The 22,248-nt window shown below is 29.7% G+C and carries 21 protein-coding genes and 1 tRNA gene; 11 read left to right on the forward strand and 11 right to left on the reverse strand.

What is annotated here, in order from left to right:
- Positions 1–18: 18 nt before the first annotated feature.
- Genes folK through dapA form a run of 3 tightly spaced genes read right to left on the reverse strand, consistent with a single transcriptional unit; the run spans position 19 to position 1,848 of the window.
- Positions 19–537, reverse strand: coding sequence for a 2-amino-4-hydroxy-6-hydroxymethyldihydropteridine diphosphokinase (gene folK / locus ACTTA5_RS05465; RefSeq protein WP_440634578.1), 519 nt, complete (start codon positions 535–537; stop codon positions 19–21).
- The gene (gene smpB / locus ACTTA5_RS05470; RefSeq protein ID WP_075506759.1) at positions 503–973 is read right to left on the reverse strand and encodes an SsrA-binding protein SmpB; all 471 of its coding nucleotides are present in this window, start codon (positions 971–973) and stop codon (positions 503–505) included. Before smpB ends, folK begins: the two co-directional genes overlap by 35 nt.
- Positions 973–1,848, reverse strand: a complete 876-nt coding sequence (dapA, locus tag ACTTA5_RS05475) for a 4-hydroxy-tetrahydrodipicolinate synthase (protein WP_075506760.1) — start codon at positions 1,846–1,848, stop codon at positions 973–975. Before dapA ends, smpB begins: the two co-directional genes overlap by 1 nt.
- A gap of 43 nt (positions 1,849–1,891) precedes the next feature.
- On the opposite strand from dapA, the gene ACTTA5_RS05480 reads away from it, so the two are divergent.
- Positions 1,892–4,078, forward strand: coding sequence for a lytic transglycosylase domain-containing protein (locus tag ACTTA5_RS05480; protein ID WP_440648551.1), 2,187 nt, complete (start codon positions 1,892–1,894; stop codon positions 4,076–4,078).
- On the opposite strand, the gene ACTTA5_RS05485 is transcribed toward ACTTA5_RS05480, so the two are convergent.
- Positions 4,079–4,170: transfer RNA gene (locus tag ACTTA5_RS05485), tRNA-Ser, on the reverse strand.
- A 67-nt stretch (positions 4,171–4,237) separates the two neighbouring features.
- Between ACTTA5_RS05485 and ACTTA5_RS05490 the strand changes: the two genes are divergently transcribed.
- From ACTTA5_RS05490 to ACTTA5_RS05505, 4 genes are read left to right on the forward strand one after another with little or no spacing between them, the layout of a single operon-like run.
- Positions 4,238–5,491, forward strand: coding sequence for a sarcosine oxidase subunit beta family protein (locus tag ACTTA5_RS05490; protein WP_440648553.1), 1,254 nt, complete (start codon positions 4,238–4,240; stop codon positions 5,489–5,491).
- Positions 5,491–5,766, forward strand: coding sequence for a sarcosine oxidase subunit delta (locus ACTTA5_RS05495; protein ID WP_075506763.1), 276 nt, complete (start codon positions 5,491–5,493; stop codon positions 5,764–5,766). The genes ACTTA5_RS05490 and ACTTA5_RS05495 overlap by 1 nt, the downstream gene beginning before the upstream one ends.
- Positions 5,767–5,771: 5 nt before the next feature.
- Positions 5,772–8,783, forward strand: coding sequence for a sarcosine oxidase subunit alpha family protein (locus ACTTA5_RS05500; protein WP_440648554.1), 3,012 nt, complete (start codon positions 5,772–5,774; stop codon positions 8,781–8,783).
- A complete protein-coding gene (locus ACTTA5_RS05505; protein WP_440648556.1) occupies positions 8,770–9,333 on the forward strand; it encodes a sarcosine oxidase subunit gamma in 564 nt (187 codons plus the stop codon). The genes ACTTA5_RS05500 and ACTTA5_RS05505 overlap by 14 nt, the downstream gene beginning before the upstream one ends.
- Before the next feature lie 3 nt (positions 9,334–9,336).
- Here ACTTA5_RS05505 and ACTTA5_RS05510 read toward each other — a convergent pair whose 3' ends face one another.
- Genes ACTTA5_RS05510 through gatC form a run of 7 tightly spaced genes read right to left on the reverse strand, consistent with a single transcriptional unit; the run spans position 9,337 to position 15,986 of the window.
- Positions 9,337–9,864, reverse strand: coding sequence for a thermonuclease family protein (locus tag ACTTA5_RS05510; RefSeq protein WP_440633423.1), 528 nt, complete (start codon positions 9,862–9,864; stop codon positions 9,337–9,339).
- A complete protein-coding gene (locus ACTTA5_RS05515) occupies positions 9,864–11,201 on the reverse strand; it encodes an MATE family efflux transporter (RefSeq protein ID WP_440648558.1) in 1,338 nt (445 codons plus the stop codon). The genes ACTTA5_RS05510 and ACTTA5_RS05515 overlap by 1 nt, the downstream gene beginning before the upstream one ends.
- Positions 11,202–11,221: 20 nt before the next feature.
- Positions 11,222–12,127 (reverse strand): oxygen-dependent tRNA uridine(34) hydroxylase TrhO, encoded by a 906-nt coding sequence (trhO, locus tag ACTTA5_RS05520; protein ID WP_440648560.1) that lies wholly within the window; start codon positions 12,125–12,127, stop codon positions 11,222–11,224.
- Complete coding sequence (locus ACTTA5_RS05525) at positions 12,127–12,777, reverse strand: O-methyltransferase (RefSeq protein ID WP_440648562.1); 651 nt, start codon at positions 12,775–12,777, stop codon at positions 12,127–12,129. Before ACTTA5_RS05525 ends, trhO begins: the two co-directional genes overlap by 1 nt.
- 4 nt (positions 12,778–12,781) lie before the next feature.
- Entirely contained in the window at positions 12,782–14,245 is a 1,464-nt protein-coding gene (gatB, locus tag ACTTA5_RS05530; protein ID WP_440633427.1) for an Asp-tRNA(Asn)/Glu-tRNA(Gln) amidotransferase subunit GatB, read from the reverse strand.
- Complete coding sequence (gatA, locus tag ACTTA5_RS05535) at positions 14,242–15,699, reverse strand: Asp-tRNA(Asn)/Glu-tRNA(Gln) amidotransferase subunit GatA (RefSeq protein WP_440648564.1); 1,458 nt, start codon at positions 15,697–15,699, stop codon at positions 14,242–14,244. The genes gatB and gatA overlap by 4 nt, the downstream gene beginning before the upstream one ends.
- Entirely contained in the window at positions 15,699–15,986 is a 288-nt protein-coding gene (gatC, locus tag ACTTA5_RS05540; RefSeq protein ID WP_075506772.1) for an Asp-tRNA(Asn)/Glu-tRNA(Gln) amidotransferase subunit GatC, read from the reverse strand. Before gatC ends, gatA begins: the two co-directional genes overlap by 1 nt.
- Before the next feature lie 50 nt (positions 15,987–16,036).
- On the opposite strand from gatC, the gene ruvX reads away from it, so the two are divergent.
- Genes ruvX through ACTTA5_RS05570 form a run of 6 tightly spaced genes read left to right on the forward strand, consistent with a single transcriptional unit; the run spans position 16,037 to position 22,248 of the window.
- A complete protein-coding gene (gene ruvX / locus ACTTA5_RS05545; protein WP_440648566.1) occupies positions 16,037–16,492 on the forward strand; it encodes a Holliday junction resolvase RuvX in 456 nt (151 codons plus the stop codon).
- 42 nt (positions 16,493–16,534) lie between these two features.
- Entirely contained in the window at positions 16,535–17,473 is a 939-nt protein-coding gene (locus ACTTA5_RS05550; protein WP_262589128.1) for an aspartate carbamoyltransferase catalytic subunit, read from the forward strand.
- Positions 17,474–18,760 (forward strand): dihydroorotase, encoded by a 1,287-nt coding sequence (gene pyrC, locus ACTTA5_RS05555; RefSeq protein WP_440648568.1) that lies wholly within the window; start codon positions 17,474–17,476, stop codon positions 18,758–18,760.
- Positions 18,761–18,762: 2 nt separating this feature from the next.
- The gene (plsY, locus tag ACTTA5_RS05560; RefSeq protein WP_440648571.1) at positions 18,763–19,341 is read left to right on the forward strand and encodes a glycerol-3-phosphate 1-O-acyltransferase PlsY; all 579 of its coding nucleotides are present in this window, start codon (positions 18,763–18,765) and stop codon (positions 19,339–19,341) included.
- 37 nt (positions 19,342–19,378) lie between these two features.
- The gene (gene topA / locus ACTTA5_RS05565; protein ID WP_440648573.1) at positions 19,379–21,964 is read left to right on the forward strand and encodes a type I DNA topoisomerase; all 2,586 of its coding nucleotides are present in this window, start codon (positions 19,379–19,381) and stop codon (positions 21,962–21,964) included.
- Positions 21,961–22,248 (forward strand): hypothetical protein, encoded by a 288-nt coding sequence (locus tag ACTTA5_RS05570; protein ID WP_440648575.1) that lies wholly within the window; start codon positions 21,961–21,963, stop codon positions 22,246–22,248. Before topA ends, ACTTA5_RS05570 begins: the two co-directional genes overlap by 4 nt.

Raw genomic sequence — 22,248 nt, forward strand, 5'->3', positions numbered from 1 at the left:
CTCTATTATAACATTAATTTAAATTTGTTTAATAGACCTAATGTCTGCTTCAGAGAGTGAAGAAATCAAGCTTTTAAGATCTTTTTTAATAATTGGATGATGCCATTCTTTTTGAATTTCAAAAAAAGGGATGAGTACAAAATTTCTTTTATGCATAAGTTTATGAGGCAAAGTTAATTTGTTTTTTACTTTTAAAACCTTTTTATTAAAATCAATAATGTCAATATCACAAATACGTGGATCATTTTTTTTACCTTTTTTTCTTCCTAATAAAATTTCAATTTTCTTACATATTTTAAGGAGACTTTCTGGATCAAAACAAAACTTTGCCTTGATAACTACATTTAAAAATTTAGGTTTTTTGGGGTCCGGCCAAGAAGGTGTTTCATAAAAACTTGAGATAGATAAAAAATCCAAATTATTTTCGCTTAAATGAGATTTTGCAATTTCTATATTTTTTTTTCTATCACCCAAATTAGAGCCAATACCTAAGTAAACAATTTTAGCTTGATTTTCTGATATATCTTGCCTTTTCACGGTTCCAGTCTCTGCTCTTTTTTGTTGCTCTTTTATCGTATTGCTTCTTTCCTTTAGCAACCGCTAATTCAATTTTGGCCTTTCCTTTTTTAAAATACATTTTTGTTGGAACAATAGTAAAGCCATCTCTTTGCATTTTTCCAATCAATTTGTTTATTTCTCTTTTATTTAGTAGCAACTTTCTTTCATCGGTTGGGTTATGATTGGAATAACTTGCTTGTTTGTAAGGTGAAATATGAGAATTAATTAAAATTATTTCTCCATTTTTTTCAACTGCATAAGAGTCTGCTATATTAACTTTTCCATCTCTTACTGATTTAATTTCAGAACCTTTAAGAACAATTCCTGCTTCTAAAATATCCTCAAAAAAATAATTAAAACTAGCTTTCCTATTTAAACAAATTATTTTTAAACCAGAATTGGTTTTTTTGTTCATTAAATCAATTTTGCTGACTGAAGAGACTTTTTAACAATTTCCTTAGTTTGTTCGGTAACTTTTACCAGAGGTAATCTAACATCATCTTCGCATAGATTTAATAATTTAGCAGCATATTTTACTGGACTAGGATTACTTTCAACAAACATTGAATGATGAATTGGCTGTAAAATTTTATCTAATTTTTCAGCTTCACCAATATCATTTTCAGATTTAGAAAATTTTTGAAAATCTGAACAAAGTTTTGGTGCTATGTTTGCTGTTACACTTATTGCACCTACTCCACCTCTTTTATTAAATTCTAGCGCATTGTCATCATTACCAGTCAATTGAACAAATTCTTTACCCATTTTTGATAACTGTTGATCAACCCTATCCAAATCTCCAGTGGCATCTTTTACACCAACTATATTTTTTAACTCGAACAGTCTTGCCATTGTATCAACATTCATATCAATAACTGATCTACCTGGTATATTGTAAATTATTATTGGTATCCCGCATTTGTCATTTATAGCTTTATAATGCTGGTACAAACCTTCTTGGGTAGGTTTATTATAATAAGGTGTTACGATTAGAGCACCATTTGCACCTGCCTTTTCAGCGTGTGAAGTTAAAGAAATAGCTTCCTCAGTAGAATTTGAACCTGTTCCAGCTATAACTGGAATTTTTCCATTACTTTCTTTTATGCAGAGATCAATTACTTTTTGATGTTCATCATGACTTAATGTTGGGGATTCTCCAGTTGTACCAGCAGGTACAAGCCCACTAGTTCCATTTTCAATATGAAAATGTATCAATTTAATATACGCCTCCTCATCTAAGAGATTGTTTTTAAACGGTGTAATTAAAGCAACATTTGATCCTTTGAACATAAATACTTATAACATAGTTTAAAGATTCATATACCAAAAGATTATGATTAAAAAATTATTATTTTTAATAATAACTTCCTTGATTAGCTTTAATTTCAGTGGTGCACAGATTGTACCTTTAAAAAAACCATCGCTATCCTCTGAGGAATTAAATAAAAAAATAATATTAAACACAATCAAACCTCTAAAAAAACCTTCAAAAGTTAAAGTTGAGAAAAAGGTAGCTAAAAAAGAGACTAAACTTAGTTTTCTTTTACCTAAAAAAAAGCCAATTATAAGCGGTTTAATAAATTCAGGAACAGTAAAAATTTCTAAATTTTATAATAAAAAAGATTTTGGGATTGCAAAAAAAGCTATTGGCGAAATGCAAAAAGGTCAGTGGAAATCTGCAATTAACATCTCAAAAAAAGCTAAAGATAGATCTATATATAATTTTATAAAGTGGAGACATTTACTAACAACAGGTAATCAAGAGTCATTTTTTGATTACCAAGTCTTTATCGAGGAAAATTCAGATTATCCAAGAATAGATAGATTGAGATATTTGGCTGAGCATAAACTTACTACGGAAAAAGTTTCTCCAAGAAAAATAATCAATTGGTTTTCAAAAAATGAACCTTTAAGTGGATATGGTAAGATGATTTTAGGTGAAAGTCATATTTTATCAGGAGATAAGGCAAAAGGTATTGCTCTGATTAAAAATGGATGGATTTCAGCAGATTTATCAAAAAGTGAGTTAAGGTTTTTCAGAAAAAAATACAAAAAATATCTTGATGCAAATGACTATATTAAAAGAGCTGATCATCTAGCATGGAATAGTGATCATTGGGATTTAAAAAGATTAATCAGATATTTACCTAAAGACTATGAATTGCTCTATACTGCAAGACATATTTTGATGACCAAGGGATACGGAGTAGATCAAGCAATCAAAAATGTTCCAAACAAATTTAAAAATGATGCTGGATTAAACTATGATCGTTTAAAGTGGAGGAGAAAAAAAGGACGATTGGAGTCTTCTACTGAAATTTTGCTCAAGATAAGAAATGATAAAGATTATTTAGTTAGACCTGACAAATGGTGGAAAGAAAGAGAAATCATTTCTCGAAAGTTAATTTATAAAAAACAATATGAACTAGCTTATAAAATTAGTAGCAATCACGGAATGTCTGAAGGGTCTGAATTTGCAGAGGCAGAATGGATGAGTGGTTGGATAGCACTAAGTTTTTTAAATGATCCACTTCTTGCTAAAGATCATTTTAAAAACTTTTTTGATAATGTTAATTATCCAATAAGTGTTTCTAGGGGTGCATATTGGTTAGGTAGATCATATGAAAAACTAAAAGATAAGAATCAATCGGAAAAATGGTATAAAGAGGCTACAAAATATTTAACTACATATTACGGACAACTAGCATTTTTAAAAATTAATCCTAATGGAAAATTTGAACTTGATAAAACAATGTTGGTTGAGGATGAATATAGAAAAGCTTTTTTTAATAAAGAATTAGTAAAAATTACACATCTTTTACATGAGTTAGATAAAGACAAGTATACAAAATTCATCTTAAGACATCTTGCTAATGATAACGTTTCTGAAGGCAGTGAACTTTTAGCTGCTGAACTTGCTACAAGTATCAGTAGATATGATTTTGCAATACAAGTATCAAAAATTGCCTCTTATCAAAAAAGATTTCATAACAAATACAATTATCCATTAATAAGCACACCTAAATACATTAATGGAAGAAAGATTCCTGAAAGCGCATTAATTTTATCAATTATAAGACAAGAAAGTGAATTTGATTTAAAAGCAAATAGTCATGCGGGTGCAAAAGGTTTAATGCAATTAATGCCTTACACAGCAAAATTAGTTGCTAAACAAGCAAAGCTTCCTTACGCAAAATCTCGATTAACAACCGATCCAGAGTACAATATAAATTTAGGGTCTCATTATATTGCTGGTTTAATTCAGCAATATGATGGAGCTTATCCATTTGCAATAGCTGCGTACAATGCTGGCCCAAATAGAGTTAAATATTGGAAAAAATTAAATAAGGATCCACAAAAAAAACAAATAAATTATGTTGATTGGGTTGAGCTGATTAAATTTAGAGAGACTAGAAACTATGTTCAGCGTGTATTGGAAAATTATAATGTTTACAGATATGTGCTGGAACAAAACCCAATAGTAATGAAAGATTTTTTTAAAGATCAGCCTTTATATTAGTGGCGGAGAGAGAGGGATTCGAACCCTCGGTACAAGTTTCCTCGCACGGTCATTTAGCAAACGACTGGTTTCAGCCTCTCACCCATCTCTCCGTATGACATTGTGTAATAAGTGATTTTATTGAAAATTCAATATTTATAAAGTAATTATTCAATTATTATGGGAAATAAATACTCAGTATTTTCATTAATCAAAAACGCTCTTTCATACCATGAGAATTGGCAAAGAGCATGGAAAGACCCTACTCCCAAAAAAGAGTATGATGCCGTCATAGTTGGTGGAGGTGGTCATGGTTTAGCGACAGCATACTATTTGGCAAAAAAACACAATATGAAAAATATTGCTGTTGTTGAAAAAGGATGGATTGGTGGAGGAAACACTGGTCGTAACACTACAATTATTAGATCGAATTATTTATGGGACGCTAGTGCTGGACTTTATGATCACGCGCTAAAAATTTGGGAAGGATTATCTCAAGAGTTAAACTACAATGTAATGTTTAGTCAAAGAGGTGTAATGAATCTTGCTCACAATTTGCAAGATGTAAGAGATTTAAAAAGAAGAACACACGCAAATAGACTAAATGGCATTGATGCAGTTTACTTGAGTACAGAAGAAGTTAAAAAGTTTTGTCCTATTATAAATACATCACAAGATATAAGATATCCAGTACTTGGTGGAACGTTACAAAGAAGAGCTGGTACAGCAAGACATGATGCTGTTGCATGGGGTTATGCTAGAGGTGCTGATGAAATGGGTGTTGATATAATTCAAAATTGTGAAGTAAAAGGTATAAAAAGAAATGGTGATACTGTTGAAGGTTTAGATACAACAAAAGGTTTTATTAAAACTAAAAAAATTGGAGTTGTGGCAGCTGGACATTCAAGTGTGATTGCTAATATGGCTGGTATAAGACTTCCTCTAGAAAGCAAACCTCTTCAAGCACTAGTGTCAGAACCAGTGAAACCAATTATTGATACAGTAGTTATGTCAAACGCAGTACATGCTTATGTAAGTCAATCTGATAAAGGTGAATTAGTTATTGGCGCTGGAACAGACGATTATCTTTCATACACTCAGAAAGGAAGTCATCAAATAGTCGAGGGAACTCTAAATGCTATTTTAGAATTGTATCCAATTTTCAGCCGAATGAGAATGTTAAGACAATGGGGAGGAATAGTAGACATATGTCCTGATGCAAGTCCAATATTAAGTAAAACTTCTATCAAAGGACTTTATTTTAATTGTGGTTGGGGTACAGGAGGTTTTAAAGCTACACCTGGATCAGGAGATTTGTTTGCACACACAATTGCTAATGATGAGCCACATAAACTTAATGCAGCATTCAATTTAAATAGATTTGTAAGTGGAGACCTTGTTGATGAACATGGTGCTGCAGCAGTTGCTCACTAATGTTTGTTATTAATTGTCCATATTGTGGTGAGAGAGATCAGCAAGAGTTTAAAGCTGGTGGTGAAGCCCATATAGAAAGACCTAAACAACCGACAGAACTTAGTGATGATGAATGGGCAGAATATTTATTTATGAGAAAAAATATTAAAGGTGTTCAATATGAAAGATGGAACCACGCTCACGGTTGTCGTAAATGGTTTAATATGATTAGAGACACTTCGAACGATGAGATTAAAGCAATCTATAAAATGGGAGAAAAACCCCCTTCGATATAAAATAAATGTCAGAAAATTTAAGAGTTAAATCTAGTCAATATATTGATGAAACAACAAGAGTTTCGTTTAAATTTAATGGTACGACTTATTATGGATTTAAAGGAGACACGCTTGCTTCTGCTTTATTGGCAAATAATGTTCATTTAGTAGGTAGGAGTTTTAAATACCACAGACCAAGAGGTATAATGACATCAGGTTCTGAGGAGCCCAATGCAATTGTTCAAATTAATCCCAATACTAATAGAACTGAACCAAATGTTAGGGCAACTGAAGTTGAAATATATGAAGGTATGGAGGCATCAAGTCAAAATTGCTGGCCAAGTGTAAACTTTGATATTGGTGGAATAAATAATTTTTTATCACCCTTACTTCCTGCAGGATTTTATTACAAAACATTTATGTGGCCTGCAAGCTTCTGGGAAAAATATGAATACTTTATAAGACACTCAGCAGGACTGGGGAAATCACCAACATCAAACGATCCTGACATTTATGATCACAGAAATATTCATTGTGATGTTCTTGTAGTTGGCGCAGGTATATCTGGAATTCTAGCAGCTAAAAATGCTGCAAAGAATAACTACAAAACTTTACTTTTAGATGAAAAAAATGAATTGGGAGGATCAACTATTTATGAAAACAATGAAAGTAATAAAATTGATAACAAAATTTCATCTGAATGGTTAAAAAAAGAAATTGAAGAACTTAAAAATATTAAAAATTTAGAAATAAAAACTAGAACAAGTGTTGCTGCGTACCATCAATATAATTATTTGCTAGCAAGAGAGAACTTAACAGATCATTTAGAAAAAAAAGATAAGACAAATAAAATTAGACAAAGGTTACTTAAAATAAGAGCAAAGAAGGTAATTTTGGCAACAGGTGCTTTGGAAAGACCGATGGTATTTAATAATAATGATAGACCTGGAATAATGCTTTCTTCTGCAATTAAAAAATATAGTGATTTTTATGGTGTTGCCTGTGGTAGGAAGATTGTATTTTTTACAAATAATGACAGTGCATATGAAAGTGCACTTTCATTAAACGATAAAGGTATCAAAGTTGAAGCAATAGTTGATATTAGAAAGCAATCTGAAACAAATTTAGAAAAAAGAGTTATTGATGCAGGTGTAAAAATATACTGGGAACATACAGTTGTTGATACCTCTGGTTATAAAAGATTAAACAATGTCTCAATAATGAAACTATCAAATGATGGAACTTCAGTAACTGGAAATAAAATTTCTATTTCATGTGATTGTTTAGGGGTTGCTGGTGGATGGACTCCAGCTGTTCACCTTTATACTCAGTCAGGTAGCAAACTTACTTTTGATGAAGATAAAAAAATATTTATTCCAAATAAAAATAATTCAGATCAAATAAGTGTTGGATCCTGTTGTGGTGATTTTAAACTTGATGAAATACTTAAAAACTTAAATGAAAAACTAAAAGATTTTTTAGATATAAATAAAACAGATTTTGAAAATATTAATGTTAATAACGACCAAGAGATTTCAAAAAGAAATATATGGTTATTACCGTCTGATAAAGCTTTAGGCAAAACTAAGCCTTTTGTTGATTATCAAAATGATGCAACTGCAAAAGATATAAAATTAGCACTAAGAGAGGGTTTCAGATCTATCGAACATGTCAAAAGATATACAACAACTGGAATGGGAACTGATCAAGGAAAATTAGGAAATATGCATGCTTTGGGAATAATAGCAGATACAGCAGGTGTTAAGATGGGAGAACTAGGAACGACTACTTTTAGACCTCCTTATACTCCTTTAACATTTGGAACAATTGTAGGACGTAATGTTGGTAAGTTTTTTGATATTTTTAGAAGAACACCTATGAATGATTGGCATGTTGAACAAAAAGCAGAATTTGAAAATGTTGGTCAATGGAAAAGAGCTTGGTACTACCCTATCAATGACGAAACTATGCACCAGGCAGTTCAAAGAGAAAGCAAAGCTGCAAGAGAAAGTTCAGGAATATTGGATGCCTCCACACTTGGTAAGATTGACATACAAGGAAGTGATGCCTCAGAGTTTTTAAATAGAGTTTATACAAATGCATGGTCAAAACTTGGCATTGGCAAATGTAGATATGGTTTAATGTTAAATGAAGATGGTATGGTATATGACGATGGTGTTACTACAAGATTAGGTGAAAATCACTATCTAATGACAACAACAACTGGTGGTGCAGCAAATGTTCTTGGAAAATTAGAGGATTACCTTCAAACTGAATGGCCAGAATTAGATGTATATTTAACTTCAGTTACAGATCAATTTGCTACAGCAAGTTTGTGTGGCCCTAATAGTAAAAAAATTCTTAAAAAAATTATTCCTGATTTAGATTTGTCTGATGAAAATTTTCCACACATGTCATTTAAAGAAACAAAAATTGGAAGTATTGTTTGCAGAATTATGAGAATAAGTTTCACAGGAGAACAAAGTTTTGAAATTAACGTGCAAGCAAGTTATGGAAAAGCTCTATGGGAGAAATGTATAGAGGCTGGTAAAGAATTTAATATTACTCCTTATGGTACAGAAACGATGCACTTACTGAGAGCTGAAAAAGGTTTTATTATTGTTGGCCAAGATACAGATGGAACAATGACACCAATAGATTTACAAATGGATTGGATTGTTAGTAAAAAGAAATATGATTTTATTGGTAAAAGATCTCTTTACAGATCAGATACTATGAGAGAAGACAGAAAACAATTGGTGGGATTATTAACAGATGACCCTAAAGTTGTATTAGAGGAAGGGGCACAAATTGTTTCTGAACTAAATAAAAATGCTGTTGAAATGCTTGGTCATGTTACATCAAGTTACTTTAGTCCTAATTTAAATAAATCTATAGCCCTAGCCGTTGTCAGAGGTGGCAAAGATATGATGGGTAAAAAACTATTTATACCTATGGAAGATAAAACAATTAATGTAACTGTTTCAAATCCAGTATTTTTTGATCAAACTAATGAAAGATTAAATGCTTATTTATAATCAAGTAACAAATAGTGAAATTAATAACAACGGTGTTTCCATAAAAGAAATTGCACCAATAATGAAATTAAATTTAAGAGGTAAAACACGAGAATTTTTTACAAATGTAGGAAAAACTTTAAATATGATTTTGCCAACTGAGGCGAATACATCTTCATCTAGTGATAAACTTACTGCGATATGGTTAAGTCCAGATGAATGGATGATTGTATCAAATGAGACTACTAGCAAAGAAACCAATACATACGAATTAAACGATATATTATTTAACAATATTTCAAAAACATCATTAGGAGCAGTAACCGATGTAACTGACCAATTTGTTCAATTAGAAATAAAAGGTGATAAAATATATGAACTTTTTTCTTCAGGATGTCCTTTTAATTTTAATTTATTTCGTGAAAAAAAAGGGTCAACAACTCAAACTTTGCTAAATCATATAGACGTTATTATTCACAATAAAGACAAAGATTATGTTAATTTATTTGTTAGAAGATCATTTGCCAAACACCTTTGGGAATGGATGGAAGATAGCTCTTCAAGATTATAAAAATTAATCTTTACGCCTATAATCCCACGGCATTTCAAATTTACCTTGCCAAATCCCTAATTTATTATTTTTGGCATTAATTTCATCAGAAACATATTTTTTAGAATACTTTCTGTATGCTACTGCATAACCATTTGAAACCATCCAAGAATTTAAATTTATGTTTCTTTTAAAACACTCGCCTATTAACCTTTTATACCTATCAACATCCAAAATATTACAATTTAATTTTTGTTTATTAATCTTTTTAATTAACTTTTGAGTAGATACTTCTCCACACATATAATCTTTAGTAAAAGACATAAAAGATATTGTTAAATAAGTTTTTTTACATTTTTGTTTTTTTTCAGGTGCATCAATACCGTATAATCTAATTTTTTTTGAATTGATCTTAATTGTATCTCCATCAACAACTTTAGCAAAACCTGATATTTTATTTATATTTTCAGATCTTACATCGTTATAAGTAAGTATAAAAAATATAGATGAAATAATTATCAAAATTACCAATTTCTTTTTTGTATAAAACATTAACCAGTAGTTAATTTATTGTTAATATAATATTTAACATAAAAGAATAGTAAGATTGATATTAACCATTGCAATATCGCCCAGATATAAAAGAAAGTTTTAAAGTCTGCATCAATAGAACGTGCTATATAATAAGACAAAAATGGAACCAAAACGTTCCTTAATATATTGTTAATCATTGCTTTCTCAGATTTTTTTAAAGCCATAAAGAAACCATTTGATAGAAAAAAAATTGGGTATGCTGGTAAGATAAATGCAGAAATTTTTAAATACATTGACCCATATTCAATAACTTCCGTGTTAGATGAGAAAAATTTTGGCATTAAATCTGCAGTTACAAACACCAATACTCCAGACGCTAACATTATAATCAAGCCATATTTTACTGATGTAAAATAAGATTGCTTTACTCTATCATAATATTTCGCACCTATATTCTGTGCAATAATTGATATTATTGCTGTATTTATCCCTAATACAGGCAGTAAAACAACCTGCTCTATCCTTGTTGCTGCTCCATAACCAGCTACAGCATATTCTCCTGTAAATGCAACATAAGTAAATACAATCGTTGCAGCAATTGAATACCCAAGAATAGCTATTGTGATTGGCATTGATTGGAAGAAAATGTTTTTAATGTAGAAAAATTTAATCTTAAAATTTTGAATAGTGATCTCTTTAATACGTTTATTTTTTAACAATTTAATTAAAACGATTATTAGAGAAAGAAATTGGGCAATCAAAGTTGCATAACCTATACCCGCAACACCAAAAGCTGGGATAAATAAAAATCCAAATATAAATATTGGATTTAATATAATGTTTAAAAAAAAAGATAATATAAGAGCATTTCTATATGTGACTGTATCTCCCTCAGCATGAAGAAATGAGTTTAAAGCAACAACTAGAATAAAGAGAATAGTTCCATAAAATATTACATTAGTATACTCAAGGCCAAGAGTAATTACCTCTCTTGATGAATTCATAGTTAAAAATAATTTTTCAGAGAAACTAAAACCGATTATTGATACAATTATTGAAATTATTACTGAATAAAGAATGATATTTGTAAAATAACCTGATACATTTTTTTCGTTTTTTTCCCCAATACTACTTCCAATTAATGAAGTGCCTGCAACAGTGACACCAATAGATGTAGCAATAATTAGAAAGTAGATTGGAAAGGATTTACTTAAAGCAGATAAAGCTTCAGGAGAAATTTTCCCAGCATAAAAAGTATCAACTAAAGTGTATAATGTTTGAAATAATGTTCCAACACTTGCTGGTATTGCAAGTTTTTTTATAAGCTGGGAGACGTCATCTTTTAATAAATTCATTTCTTTAAACTAAAAATATTTTAATATTCTTTTTGAAAGATATGACTTTTTCCAGTTTTTTTGGCAAGGTTAATTTGTTTTTGTCTCATTCTAAATCTCGATTTTTGATCATTTGTTAAATTATCGTGACAATTTGGACAAGAAACACCTTCTTCATATTTTTTAGATTTTTTATCTTTTAAAGAAATAGGTTTTCTACAACCACTACACATTGAGTAAGAACCTATTTTCAAACCATGCTTTAAACTAATTCTGTTGTCAAAGACGAAGCACTCACCTTTCCATAAACTTTTTTTTGGGTCTGTTTTTTTTAAATAGTTTAAAATACCACCCTTTAGTTGGTAGACATTATTGTAGCCTTTATTTTCCAAAAAGACTGATGCTTTTTCACACCTAATACCTCCAGTACAAAACATAGCAATAGGTTGATTTTTTTTTAATTTTTTAAGATATTTTGGAAAATCTCGAAAATTATCTACATCTGGATTAATTGAACCTTTAAAAGTTCCAACTTTATATTCAAAAGGTTTTCTTGCATCAATTAAAACTGTTTTTTTATCTTTAATTAATGAGTTCCACTTTTGAGGGTTAACATGACTATCTTTTTTTTTAATTCTCTTTTTCAAACTTAAATTCATTGGAACCACTTCTTCTTTAATTTTTACTTTTGGTTTATGAAACGGCTGAAAAGTGCTTTTTGAATTATTAATGCTATCAAATTTTTCAAATTTAAATAATTTGTGTAAATAATCTTTAATCAATTTAATATCTTTATTCTTTCCAGAAATTGTTCCATTTAACCCTTCATTGGAAATGATAATTGTTCCACGTATGTTTTTATTTAATAATTGATTTTGAAGTATTTTTTGATTTTTCTTTAAATAAGAAATTTTAATAAACTTATAAAATCCAAAAACATCAAACATTATAATTTTCTACAAACTGTCATACCATCACCTAATGGGACTATAATTTTTTCAACTCTTTTATCTTTAGAAACGTAATTATTAAAATCTTTAATAGTTAAAGTGATTTTATCATCACTATTTTCATCAACAACTTGACCATACCATAGAACATTATCAATTATCATTAAGCCATTTTTCTTTAATAATATTAAAGATTTTTCATAATATTCTTTATAATTTTTCTTATCAGCATCAACAAAGATTAAATCAAAATCGTTTTCTTTTATTTCGCTCAAACTTTCTAAAGCAGGTTTAATTATTGTTTTAATTTTATGACCTTGTTTTGCTTTTTCAAAAAATTTTATTGCAATTTCGTTAGTTTCTTGATTTTTGTCCAAAGCAATAATTCTACCATCTTCTGGTAAAGCAAGAGACATTGACAAAGCACTTAAGCCCGTAAAAGTTCCAATCTCTAGTATTTTTCTAACATTAGATGTTTTTACTATTAAGTGTAAAAATTGAGATTGTGAGATAGATATTTGCATCCTTTTAATGTCTCCCAGAGACTCATTATAAGAAATAATTTCTTTTTGAACTGAATGAAGATCTAGTCCATTATTTAAAATATACTCTTGAATTTTGTTGCTAATTTTTAGGTCTGAGCCCATAAACCTAAAGCTTTTTCTTTAAAATCTCATTTACTAACTGAGGGTTAGCTTTTCCACCTGATACTTTCATTACTTGTCCAACAAAGAAGCCAAATAATTTAACTTTACCAGATTTATATTCAGTAGCTTTATCTCTATTGCTATCAATTACTTTATCAATTAAAGCCTCTAAAGCTTTTGGATCGCTTTCTTGTTTTAAACCTTTTTCTTCAACAATTTTTTTAGGATCCTTGTCCCCTTCCATCATTTGTTCAAAAACAGTTTTTGCAATTTTTCCAGAAATTGTGCCATCCTTAATTAAATTAATTAATTTTGATAAATTACCAGCACTAATTGGACTATCGGTTATTTCTAAATTTTTTTCATTAAGTGCAGCAAATAATTCACCTATGATCCAGTTTGTTGCTAATTTAACGTCTGATTTTTTAACAACATCTTCAAAATAATTTGAGGTTTCTATATCTGAAACCATGATATTAGCTTCATATGGAGTTAATTTAAATTGATCTATAAATCTCTTTTTCTTTTCATCAGGTAACTCTGGTATTTCTGATTGCAATTGATTTATGAATTCATCAGAAACTTCTAGTGGTAATAAATCAGGGTCTGGAAAATATCTATAATCATGAGCATCTTCTTTTGATCTCATGGATCTTGTTTCATTTTTTTTAGTATCAAAAAGTCTTGTTTCTTGATCAACAGATTGTCCATCTTCAATTAAATCAACTTGTCTATTTGCTTCATATTCAATTGCCATTTGCATGAATTTAATAGAATTAACGTTTTTAATTTCACATCTAGTACCAAAATCTTTTGTTCCTTTTTTTCTTACAGAAACATTAACATCTGCTCTCAAAGATCCTTCCTGCATATTACCATCACAAGTACCTAAATATCTCATTATTGATCTTAATTTCTTAATATAAGCATTAACTTCCTCTGGTGATCTTAAATCAGGTTTGCTAACAATTTCCATTAAAGCTACACCCGACCTATTTAAATCAACAAAGGTGTTTTTTGGATCTAAATCATGGATACTTTTACCCGCATCTTGTTCTAAGTGTAATCTTTCAATACCAACCTCTTTTTGACCATCCGGCATATCCAAAATAACTTTACCTTCACCAACTATTGGGTCTTTAAATTGAGAGATTTGGTATCCTTGTGGTAAATCAGCATAAAAATAATTTTTTCTATCGAATACTGATCTTTTGTTAATTTTAGCTTTTAATCCTATTCCAGTTTTAATTGCTTGCTTAACACAAAATTCATTAATCACTGGAAGCATTCCAGGAAAAGCAGCATCTACTAAACTTACCTGTGTGTTTGGTTCAGCGCCAAATTTAGTAGCTGACGTAGAAAATAACTTCGATTGGGAAAGTACTTGAGCATGAACCTCTAAACCAATGACAACTTCGTATTGATTGTCATTTCTATTAATTAAATATTCTGACTTTTCTTTACTCACTTAATCCACCAATCATTAATTTTATTTTTAAAATTAATTTTTTCTTCCATTGCATAAGCAATATTTAAGATATTTTGTTCATCAAATGCTTTTCCAATAATTTGTAAACCTAAAGGGTAACCTTTGCTATCATGACCAGCTGGAATAGAAATTCCTGGTAAACCTGCTAAATTTACAGGAACAGTAAAAATATCGTTTAAGTACATTGAAACTGGGTCATTTGTTTTTTCACCAATTTTAAAAGCAGAACTTGGCGTTGATGGAGTTAATATTGCATCTACTTTTTTGTACGCTTCATCAAAATCATTTTTAATTAGTTTTCTAACTTTTTGAGCTTTCAAATAATATGCATCGTAATAACCTGAAGATAAAACATATGTGCCTATCATTATTCTTCTTTGAACTTCGGCTCCAAATCCCTCTGATCTAGTTTTTTCATACATATCAATAAGATTTTCTCCATCAGCTCTAAAGCCATATTTAACACCATCATATCTTGCAAGATTAGAAGATGCTTCAGCTGGTGCCACTATATAGTAAGTTGGTAAAGCATAATTTGTGTGTGGAAGAGAAATATCAATTATTTCCGCACCACAATCTTTAGCATACTCAATACCTTTCTTCCAAAGATCATCAATTTCTTTTGGCATTCCATCAACTCTATATTCTTTTGGTATACCTATTTTTTTTCCTTTAATGTCTTTTGTTAATTCTTTGCTGTACTGGTTTCTTTTAAAATCAACAGAAGTTGAGTCTTTTTGATCGTATGAGCTAATTACCTCTTGCAACAAAGCACAATCTTGAACATTTTGAGCCATTGGACCAGCTTGATCAAGAGAAGATGCAAAAGCAACTATTCCGTATCTTGAACAACTACCATAAGTTGGTTTCAAACCCACTGTACCTGTAAATGACGCCGGTTGTCTAATAGATCCACCTGTATCAGTTCCAATTGTAATTGGAGTTAATTGTGCTGCTACAGCAGAAGATGAACCACCAGATGAACCACCTGGAACTAAATTTTTATCAATCGGATTTTGAACATTACCAAAAAAACTTGTTTCATTTGATGATCCCATTGCAAATTCATCACAATTTAATTTACCAATAAGAATTGCTCCCTCATTCCAGATATTCTGAGTAACAGTAGATTCATAAGTAGGTACAAAATTGTTTAATATTTTGCTACCAGCTGTTGTCCTTACATTAGCTGTACAAAATAAATCTTTTACAGCCATTGGTATTCCTGGTAATTTTAAATCCAATTTTGGGTTGTCATCAAATTTTTTAGCTTTATCTAAAGCATTACTAAAATCTTCAGTAATATAAGTGTTTAATTTTTTTGATTTTTCTGATCTATCTACAAAAGCTTGGGTAATTTCTGAAGAAGAAAGTTTTTTTTCTTTAATATTATTAACTAATTCAGAAAGTGTTTGCTTGGTTATATCAGACATTATTCAATAACTTTTGGTACAACAAAATAATCTTCATTATCTTTTGGAGAATTTTTTATTATTTGTTCCCTTAAATTTTTACTTTTAACTTCATCAGGTCTCAATTTTAAAGTCGTTTCAGCCACTGATGTAAGTGGTTCAACATTTTCAGTTTTAAGTTCATTGAGTTTTTCAATAAAATCAAAAATTGAATTCAAATCACTAGCAAGTTTTTCAGCTTTTTTTTCATCTACTGAAATTCTTGATAATTTAGATATATGCTTTATGGTTTTAAGATCGATGCTCATATGATATTTAAATATGACGCAAACTATCACTATAGTTTAAAATATACAACATGATCACAATAGAAGAATTTAAAAAAAAACAGTCAGAAAAATGTCGTTTGATAGGTTTAGATTTGGGCTCAAAAAGAATTGGTGTATCAATTTGTGACGAAAAGCAATTAATTGCTACCCCTTATAAAACTATACATAAATCAAAAAATAATGAATTAATTGAAGAGTTAAAAAACATTATTAAAGAGAATGACATCAAGGCAATTATCATTGGTTATCCTTTAAATATGGATGGATCTTCAGGCTCTTCAGCACAGTCAGTCAATGATGTATCTAAAAATATAGATAAAGAGATAGATGTTGATGTATGTCTCTGGGATGAAAGGCTATCAACTGTTGGGGCTTTTAATTTATCAAGCCAATTAGATGTTAATGTATCTAAAAGAGAAAAGAATATAGATCAGAACGCAGCAGCTTTTATTCTTCAGGGAGCCATAGACTATCTAAATAATTAATCCTTGCCATTCAATGACTTTATAGTTATAGAGTTAATTTTAATGGCAAAAAACATCAAAGCTATTAAAATTTCTCAAAAACATTTGTTAGGTATCCAAGATCTATCAGTTAGTGATATTAACTACATTTTAGATGAATCTGAAACTTTTATTAAATTAAATCAGAGCAAGAACAAGAAAATTGATGTTCTTAGAGGCAAAACTCAAATTAATCTATTTTTTGAACCATCAACAAGAACACAAAGTTCATTTGAGTTAGCTGGAAAAAGACTCGGTGCTGATGTGATGTCAATGAATATGAATAATTCAGCAATTAAAAAAGGTGAAACTTTAATTGATACAGCAATGACTCTGAATGCAATGCACCCTGATATTATTGTAATAAGACATCAAGATTCTGGGGCATGCAATTTATTATCTCAGAAAGTAAATTGTGTAGTATTAAATGCAGGTGATGGAAGGCGTGAGCACCCTACTCAAGCATTACTGGATGCTTTAACAATAAGAAATAGAAAGAAAAAAATTGAAGGATTAAAAATTGCTATATGTGGAGATATTCTTCACTCCAGGGTCGCAAGATCAAATATTTATTTACTAACAATGCTAGGTGCTGAAGTAAATATTGTTGCCCCAACAAATTTAATGCCAAAAGAAATTGAAAAGTTTGGTGTTAATACTTTTACCGATATGAAAAAAGGATTGAAAGATTGTGACATTGTAATGATGCTAAGATTACAAAATGAGAGAATGACAAGTTCTTATTTGTCATCAAATAGAGAGTATTATGAATATTACGGTTTAACACCTGATAAATTAGATCATGCTAAACCTGATGCATTAATAATGCATCCTGGCCCAATGAATAGAGGTATCGAAATAGATACTAGATTGGCAGACGATATAAATAAAAGTGTAATCAAAGAGCAAGTTGAACTTGGAGTTGCTGTAAGGATGGCCTGTTTAAAAATATTTTGTGAATAAATGAAAAAACAATACTTTATTAACGCAAATATAATTGATCCTCAAAATTCAATTAATGAAAATGGAGGACTTATTGTTGGAGAAGAAGGTAAAATTGAAGCAATAGGAAAAAAAGTAAATACAAATAATTTACCGTCCAGAGAAAAACCAATTGATTTAAAAGGAAAATATATATTCCCTGGTTTAGTCGACATGAGAGTATTTGTTGGAGAACCTGGTTATGAATATAAAGAAAATTTTAGAACTTTAAGTAATGCAGCTCTATCTGGAGGAGTAACATCTGTAGTAACAATGCCTAATACAGATCCTGTAATTGATAATGTTTCAATTGTAGATTTTTTAAAACGAAGAGGACGAGATAAATCTAAGATTAATATATTTCCATGTGCTTCTCTAACACAAAATGTAGAGGGAACTAATATGACAGAGTTTGGATTATTAGCTAATAAAGGAATTGTAGCTTTTACAGATGGTGTAAAAACAATTCAAAATACTAGATTAATGTCAAGAATAATGAATTCAGCAAAGGATTTAGGGTGCCTAATAATGCAACATGCTGAGGATTATGAGCTAGCAAAAAACGGTATGATAAATTCAGGTATAATTGCTACTAAACTTGGATTGTCAAGCATACCAGATGTGGCTGAGAGAATAATTATTGAGAGAGATTTAACATTGTTAGAAAAAGTAAAGTGTCGATATCACATATCTCAACTATCATCAGGGAAATCAGTAGAAATCATTAAACAAAGGAAAAATGATATTAAATTTTCTTGTGGAGTTTCAATAAATAACCTTTCCTTAAATGAAAATGATATTGGAGATTTTAAAACATTTTTAAAATTATCTCCGCCACTAAGAAAAGAAGAAGATAGATTGGCTTTAGTCCAAGGATTAAAAGATAAAACAATTGATGTCATTGTTTCAGATCATAAACCTGAAGATGAAGAATCAAAACGATTGACATTTTCGCAAGCAGCAACAGGTGCTTCTGGTATTGAAACTTTATTGTCTTTAAGTTTAGAACTATTTCATAATGGATCTGTAAAACTTGAAACAATAATCCAGGCACTAACATCCAATCCAGCTAAAATTTTAAATATAAATAAAGGAAATCTTTCAATTGGTAATGATGCTGACTTTTGTATAGTTGATATAAATAAACCTTGGATTGTAAAAAAAGAAAATTTAATTTCTAAATCCAAAAATACGTCTATTGAGGACAAAAAACTTCAAGGAAAAGTAACCAATACATTTGTAAAAGGTAAAGAATTATTTAAGATATAAAAATGGAATTATTAACAATAGGTATTATCTCATACCTAATGGGTTCTATACCTTTTGGGTTAATATTAACTAAAATTTTTTTAAAAAAAGATATCCGAGATATTGGTTCAGGTAACATTGGTGCAACAAATGCTCTAAGAACAGGAAATAAATTTATTGGTTATTCAACTTTAATACTTGATATAGTTAAAGCAGTTATTCCAGTTTTATATGTAAAGGTAAATTTTCCTGATCTGATTTATGTATCAGCTTTATGTGCTTTTCTGGGTCATGTTTTTCCAGTTTGGTTAAAGTTTAAAGGTGGGAAGGGAGTAGCAACTTATGTTGGTATATTATGCAGTATGAATATAATGTTTGGAATAGTTTTTGGAATTTGTTGGCTAGTAACTTTTTTTATTTCTAAATTTTCATCATTAGCATCACTGATTGGATCATTCTCAGTTCCTATTTATTTATTACTTTTTGATTCAATGGAAAATGAATTATTTTTTGGAATTATGTTTATTTTAATTTTCTATACTCATAGAGAAAATATTAAACGACTGATAAATAAAGAAGAAAACAAGACTAAAATTTATTAATTTGACTATCAAAGACTTTTAAGTAGTTTGTTAAATTATGAATCTAGTCATAGTTGAAAGTCCTGCAAAAGCTAAAACTATAAACAAATATCTTGGAGATGATTATACTGTTTTAGCAAGTTATGGACATATAAGAGATTTACCATCAAAAAATGGATCGGTTGATCCTGATCACGATTTTAAAATGGAATGGGAAGTTGATAGTTTTTCAAAAAAATATTTAAAAGAAATAACTGATGTTGCAAAAGAATCCTCTAAAATAATACTTGCAACAGACCCTGACCGTGAAGGTGAAGCTATAGCATGGCATGTTAAAGAATATCTTGATGAAAAAAAACTTTTAAAAGATAAAGAAATTGAAAGAGTTGTTTTTAATGAGATAACAAAAAAAGCCGTAATTCATGGTATTGAAAATCCACGACAAATCGAACCTTTATTAGTGGATGCTTATATGGCAAGAAGAGCTCTTGATTACTTGGTTGGTTTTAACATTTCTCCAATACTTTGGACTAAACTACCTGGGTCAAAATCAGCTGGAAGAGTTCAGTCTGTAGCTTTAAAATTAATCACTGAAAGAGAGCATGAAATAGAATTATTTAATCCTGAGGAATTTTGGACACTTACTCTTAAATTCGGAGATGATAATAAAAACACTATTACTGCAAGCATCTCACAATTAAATGGTAACAAAATAGAAAAATTTACTTTTAGAGACAAGAATAGCATTGAAAAAGCAATCAAAGAAATAAAAGAGAAAAAATTTCAAATAACAGATATTTCATCAAAAGTTGTAAAAAGAAACCCCTCTGGTCCATTTACAACCTCAACATTACAACAAGTTGCATCTAGTAGATTAGGTTTTGGAGCTTCAAGAACAATGCAAATTGCACAAAAATTATATCAAGGTGTTGAGATTGATGGAGATACTGTTGGATTGATTACTTATATGAGAACTGATGGAACTAACTTATCAGCTGATGCAGTAAATGATTTTAGAAATTTTATTAAAAGTGAGTATGGTAATGAATATTTGCCTGCATCTGCAAATAATTATTCCGGTAAAAAAGCTAAGAACGCACAAGAAGCCCATGAAGCTATTAGGCCGACAGATATAAATAGAACACCAGACACTTTAAAAAAATATTTAAGCAATGATCAACAAAAACTATACAATTTAATTTGGTCCAGAGCTTTGTCCTCACAAATGGAAGTTGCCCAATTTGATAGAAATACCATAACAATAGAATCTGAAGATAATCAAATAATATGTAAGGCAAGTGGCTCTGTACTTAAATTTGATGGTTTTTTAAAAGTTTACTCAAATACAAGTAAAGATGATGATGAAGAAATTTTACCAGAAATGTCTAAAGGGCCAATTAATATTGAAGCATTAATGGATGAACAACATTTTACACAGCCACCTCCAAGATATTCTGAAGCAAGTTTAGTAAAAAAATTAGAAGAATTGGGAATCGGTAGACCTTCTACTTATGCAAGTATAATTTCCACAATAGCTAATCGAGGTTATGCAGAAATAGTAAATAAAAGGTTTTTTCCAACAGATCGTGGCAAACTTATCTCTGCCTTTTTAGAAAAATTGTTTTCTAAATATGTTGATTATAACTTTACTGCAGGTTTGGAAGATCAATTAGATGAAATTACATCTGGTAAAGAAAGCTGGATAAAAGTTTTAGAGATGTTTTGGAAAGATTTTAATAATAACGTTTCTGAGGTTAAAGAGAAAAGAACTAGAGAAGTTTTAGATCTTTTAAATGAAAGTTTAGGTGCTTTAATTTTTGATACTGATAAAGATGGAAATATTGTTCGAAAGTGCCAGCTGTGTGATACAGGTTCACTAAGTCTTAAAAATAGTTTTAGAGGTGGAGCTTTTATTGGATGTTCAAATTATCCAGAGTGTAAATTCACTAGACCCTTGTCTAAAGCAAAAGCAGCAGCTCAATCGCAGTTAGCAGAACCTAAATTTTTAGGAAAACATGAAAATGGTAATGATATATATTTGAAAAATGGAAGGTTTGGCCCCTATCTGCAATATGAAAAACTTAAGGAAGAGGAATTAGAGGAGCCAAAAACTAAAAAAAAGAAAAAAACCAAAAAATCTAAACCAGATGTTAATGAATTAATTAAAAATGTTTCTATACCAAAAGGTTTAGAGTTAGAAAGTATAGACTTAGAAAAAGCTCAGTTTTTATGTTCTCTACCAAAATCAATTGGGGTTAATCCTGATAATCAAAAAGAAATCATTTTAAATACCGGAAGATTTGGTCCTTATTTAAAATGTGAAAATAAATCTGCTAGAATAGAGAATATTGATGAAATTTTCTCTATAGGATTAAATCGTGCAATTACTCTTATTGCTGAAGCGAAACCAGGAAGAATGTCTTCTTCAATTATTAAGGATTTAGGAGAACACCCAGAAGATAAAAAACCAGTTAGAGTTATGAAGGGACAATATGGTCCTTATATTAAATATAAATCTTTAAATGCAACAATACCTGAAGAAAAAGATCCAACAGAGCTTACAATGGAAGAAGCTTTAATCTTAATTGAAAAAAGAAGAGAATACGACAAAAACAAAAAAGGCAAAAATAAAAAGAAAAAATGAAAAAATTATTTATTATTTTCATTGTTTTTTATTTCAAAAGTACCTTTTCATTTGCAGAAGAAAATAAATGTAATGAATTTAAAAAATTATCAAAAGAGTACATAGAATGTAATGCAAAAAAATTAAAAGAAGTGAGTTCAAAAAAAGCTAAAGAATTAAAGGATGGAACATCAAAAAAAACTCAAGAACTAAAAGAAGGGACATCTAAAAAAGCCAAAGAACTGAAAGAAAATCTTGTGGAAATTGGAGATAAAGTTAAAAATAAGATTAAAGAAAAAGAATAA

It is taken from the genome of Candidatus Pelagibacter sp. HIMB1521, from assembly GCF_052047875.1.
In the GTDB taxonomy this organism is placed as follows: domain Bacteria; phylum Pseudomonadota; class Alphaproteobacteria; order Pelagibacterales; family Pelagibacteraceae; genus Pelagibacter.

Excerpts from the sequence above, each read along its gene's own strand:
- smpB (WP_075506759.1), bottom strand. The coding sequence starts at position 973 with ATGAACAAAAAAACCAATTCTGGTTTAAAAATAATTTGTTTAAATAGG.
- dapA (WP_075506760.1), bottom strand. The coding sequence starts at position 1,848 with ATGTTCAAAGGATCAAATGTTGCTTTAATTACACCGTTTAAAAACAAT.
- ACTTA5_RS05480 (WP_440648551.1), top strand. The coding sequence starts at position 1,892 with ATGATTAAAAAATTATTATTTTTAATAATAACTTCCTTGATTAGCTTT.
- ACTTA5_RS05490 (WP_440648553.1), top strand. The coding sequence starts at position 4,238 with ATGGGAAATAAATACTCAGTATTTTCATTAATCAAAAACGCTCTTTCA.
- ACTTA5_RS05495 (WP_075506763.1), top strand. The coding sequence starts at position 5,491 with ATGTTTGTTATTAATTGTCCATATTGTGGTGAGAGAGATCAGCAAGAG.
- ACTTA5_RS05500 (WP_440648554.1), top strand. The coding sequence starts at position 5,772 with ATGTCAGAAAATTTAAGAGTTAAATCTAGTCAATATATTGATGAAACA.
- ACTTA5_RS05505 (WP_440648556.1), top strand. The coding sequence starts at position 8,770 with ATGCTTATTTATAATCAAGTAACAAATAGTGAAATTAATAACAACGGT.
- ACTTA5_RS05510 (WP_440633423.1), bottom strand. The coding sequence starts at position 9,864 with ATGTTTTATACAAAAAAGAAATTGGTAATTTTGATAATTATTTCATCT.
- ACTTA5_RS05515 (WP_440648558.1), bottom strand. The coding sequence starts at position 11,201 with ATGAATTTATTAAAAGATGACGTCTCCCAGCTTATAAAAAAACTTGCA.
- trhO (WP_440648560.1), bottom strand. The coding sequence starts at position 12,127 with ATGTTTGATGTTTTTGGATTTTATAAGTTTATTAAAATTTCTTATTTA.
- ACTTA5_RS05525 (WP_440648562.1), bottom strand. The coding sequence starts at position 12,777 with ATGGGCTCAGACCTAAAAATTAGCAACAAAATTCAAGAGTATATTTTA.
- gatA (WP_440648564.1), bottom strand. The coding sequence starts at position 15,699 with ATGTCTGATATAACCAAGCAAACACTTTCTGAATTAGTTAATAATATT.
- gatC (WP_075506772.1), bottom strand. The coding sequence starts at position 15,986 with ATGAGCATCGATCTTAAAACCATAAAGCATATATCTAAATTATCAAGA.
- ruvX (WP_440648566.1), top strand. The coding sequence starts at position 16,037 with ATGATCACAATAGAAGAATTTAAAAAAAAACAGTCAGAAAAATGTCGT.
- ACTTA5_RS05550 (WP_262589128.1), top strand. The coding sequence starts at position 16,535 with ATGGCAAAAAACATCAAAGCTATTAAAATTTCTCAAAAACATTTGTTA.
- pyrC (WP_440648568.1), top strand. The coding sequence starts at position 17,474 with ATGAAAAAACAATACTTTATTAACGCAAATATAATTGATCCTCAAAAT.
- plsY (WP_440648571.1), top strand. The coding sequence starts at position 18,763 with ATGGAATTATTAACAATAGGTATTATCTCATACCTAATGGGTTCTATA.
- topA (WP_440648573.1), top strand. The coding sequence starts at position 19,379 with ATGAATCTAGTCATAGTTGAAAGTCCTGCAAAAGCTAAAACTATAAAC.
- ACTTA5_RS05570 (WP_440648575.1), top strand. The coding sequence starts at position 21,961 with ATGAAAAAATTATTTATTATTTTCATTGTTTTTTATTTCAAAAGTACC.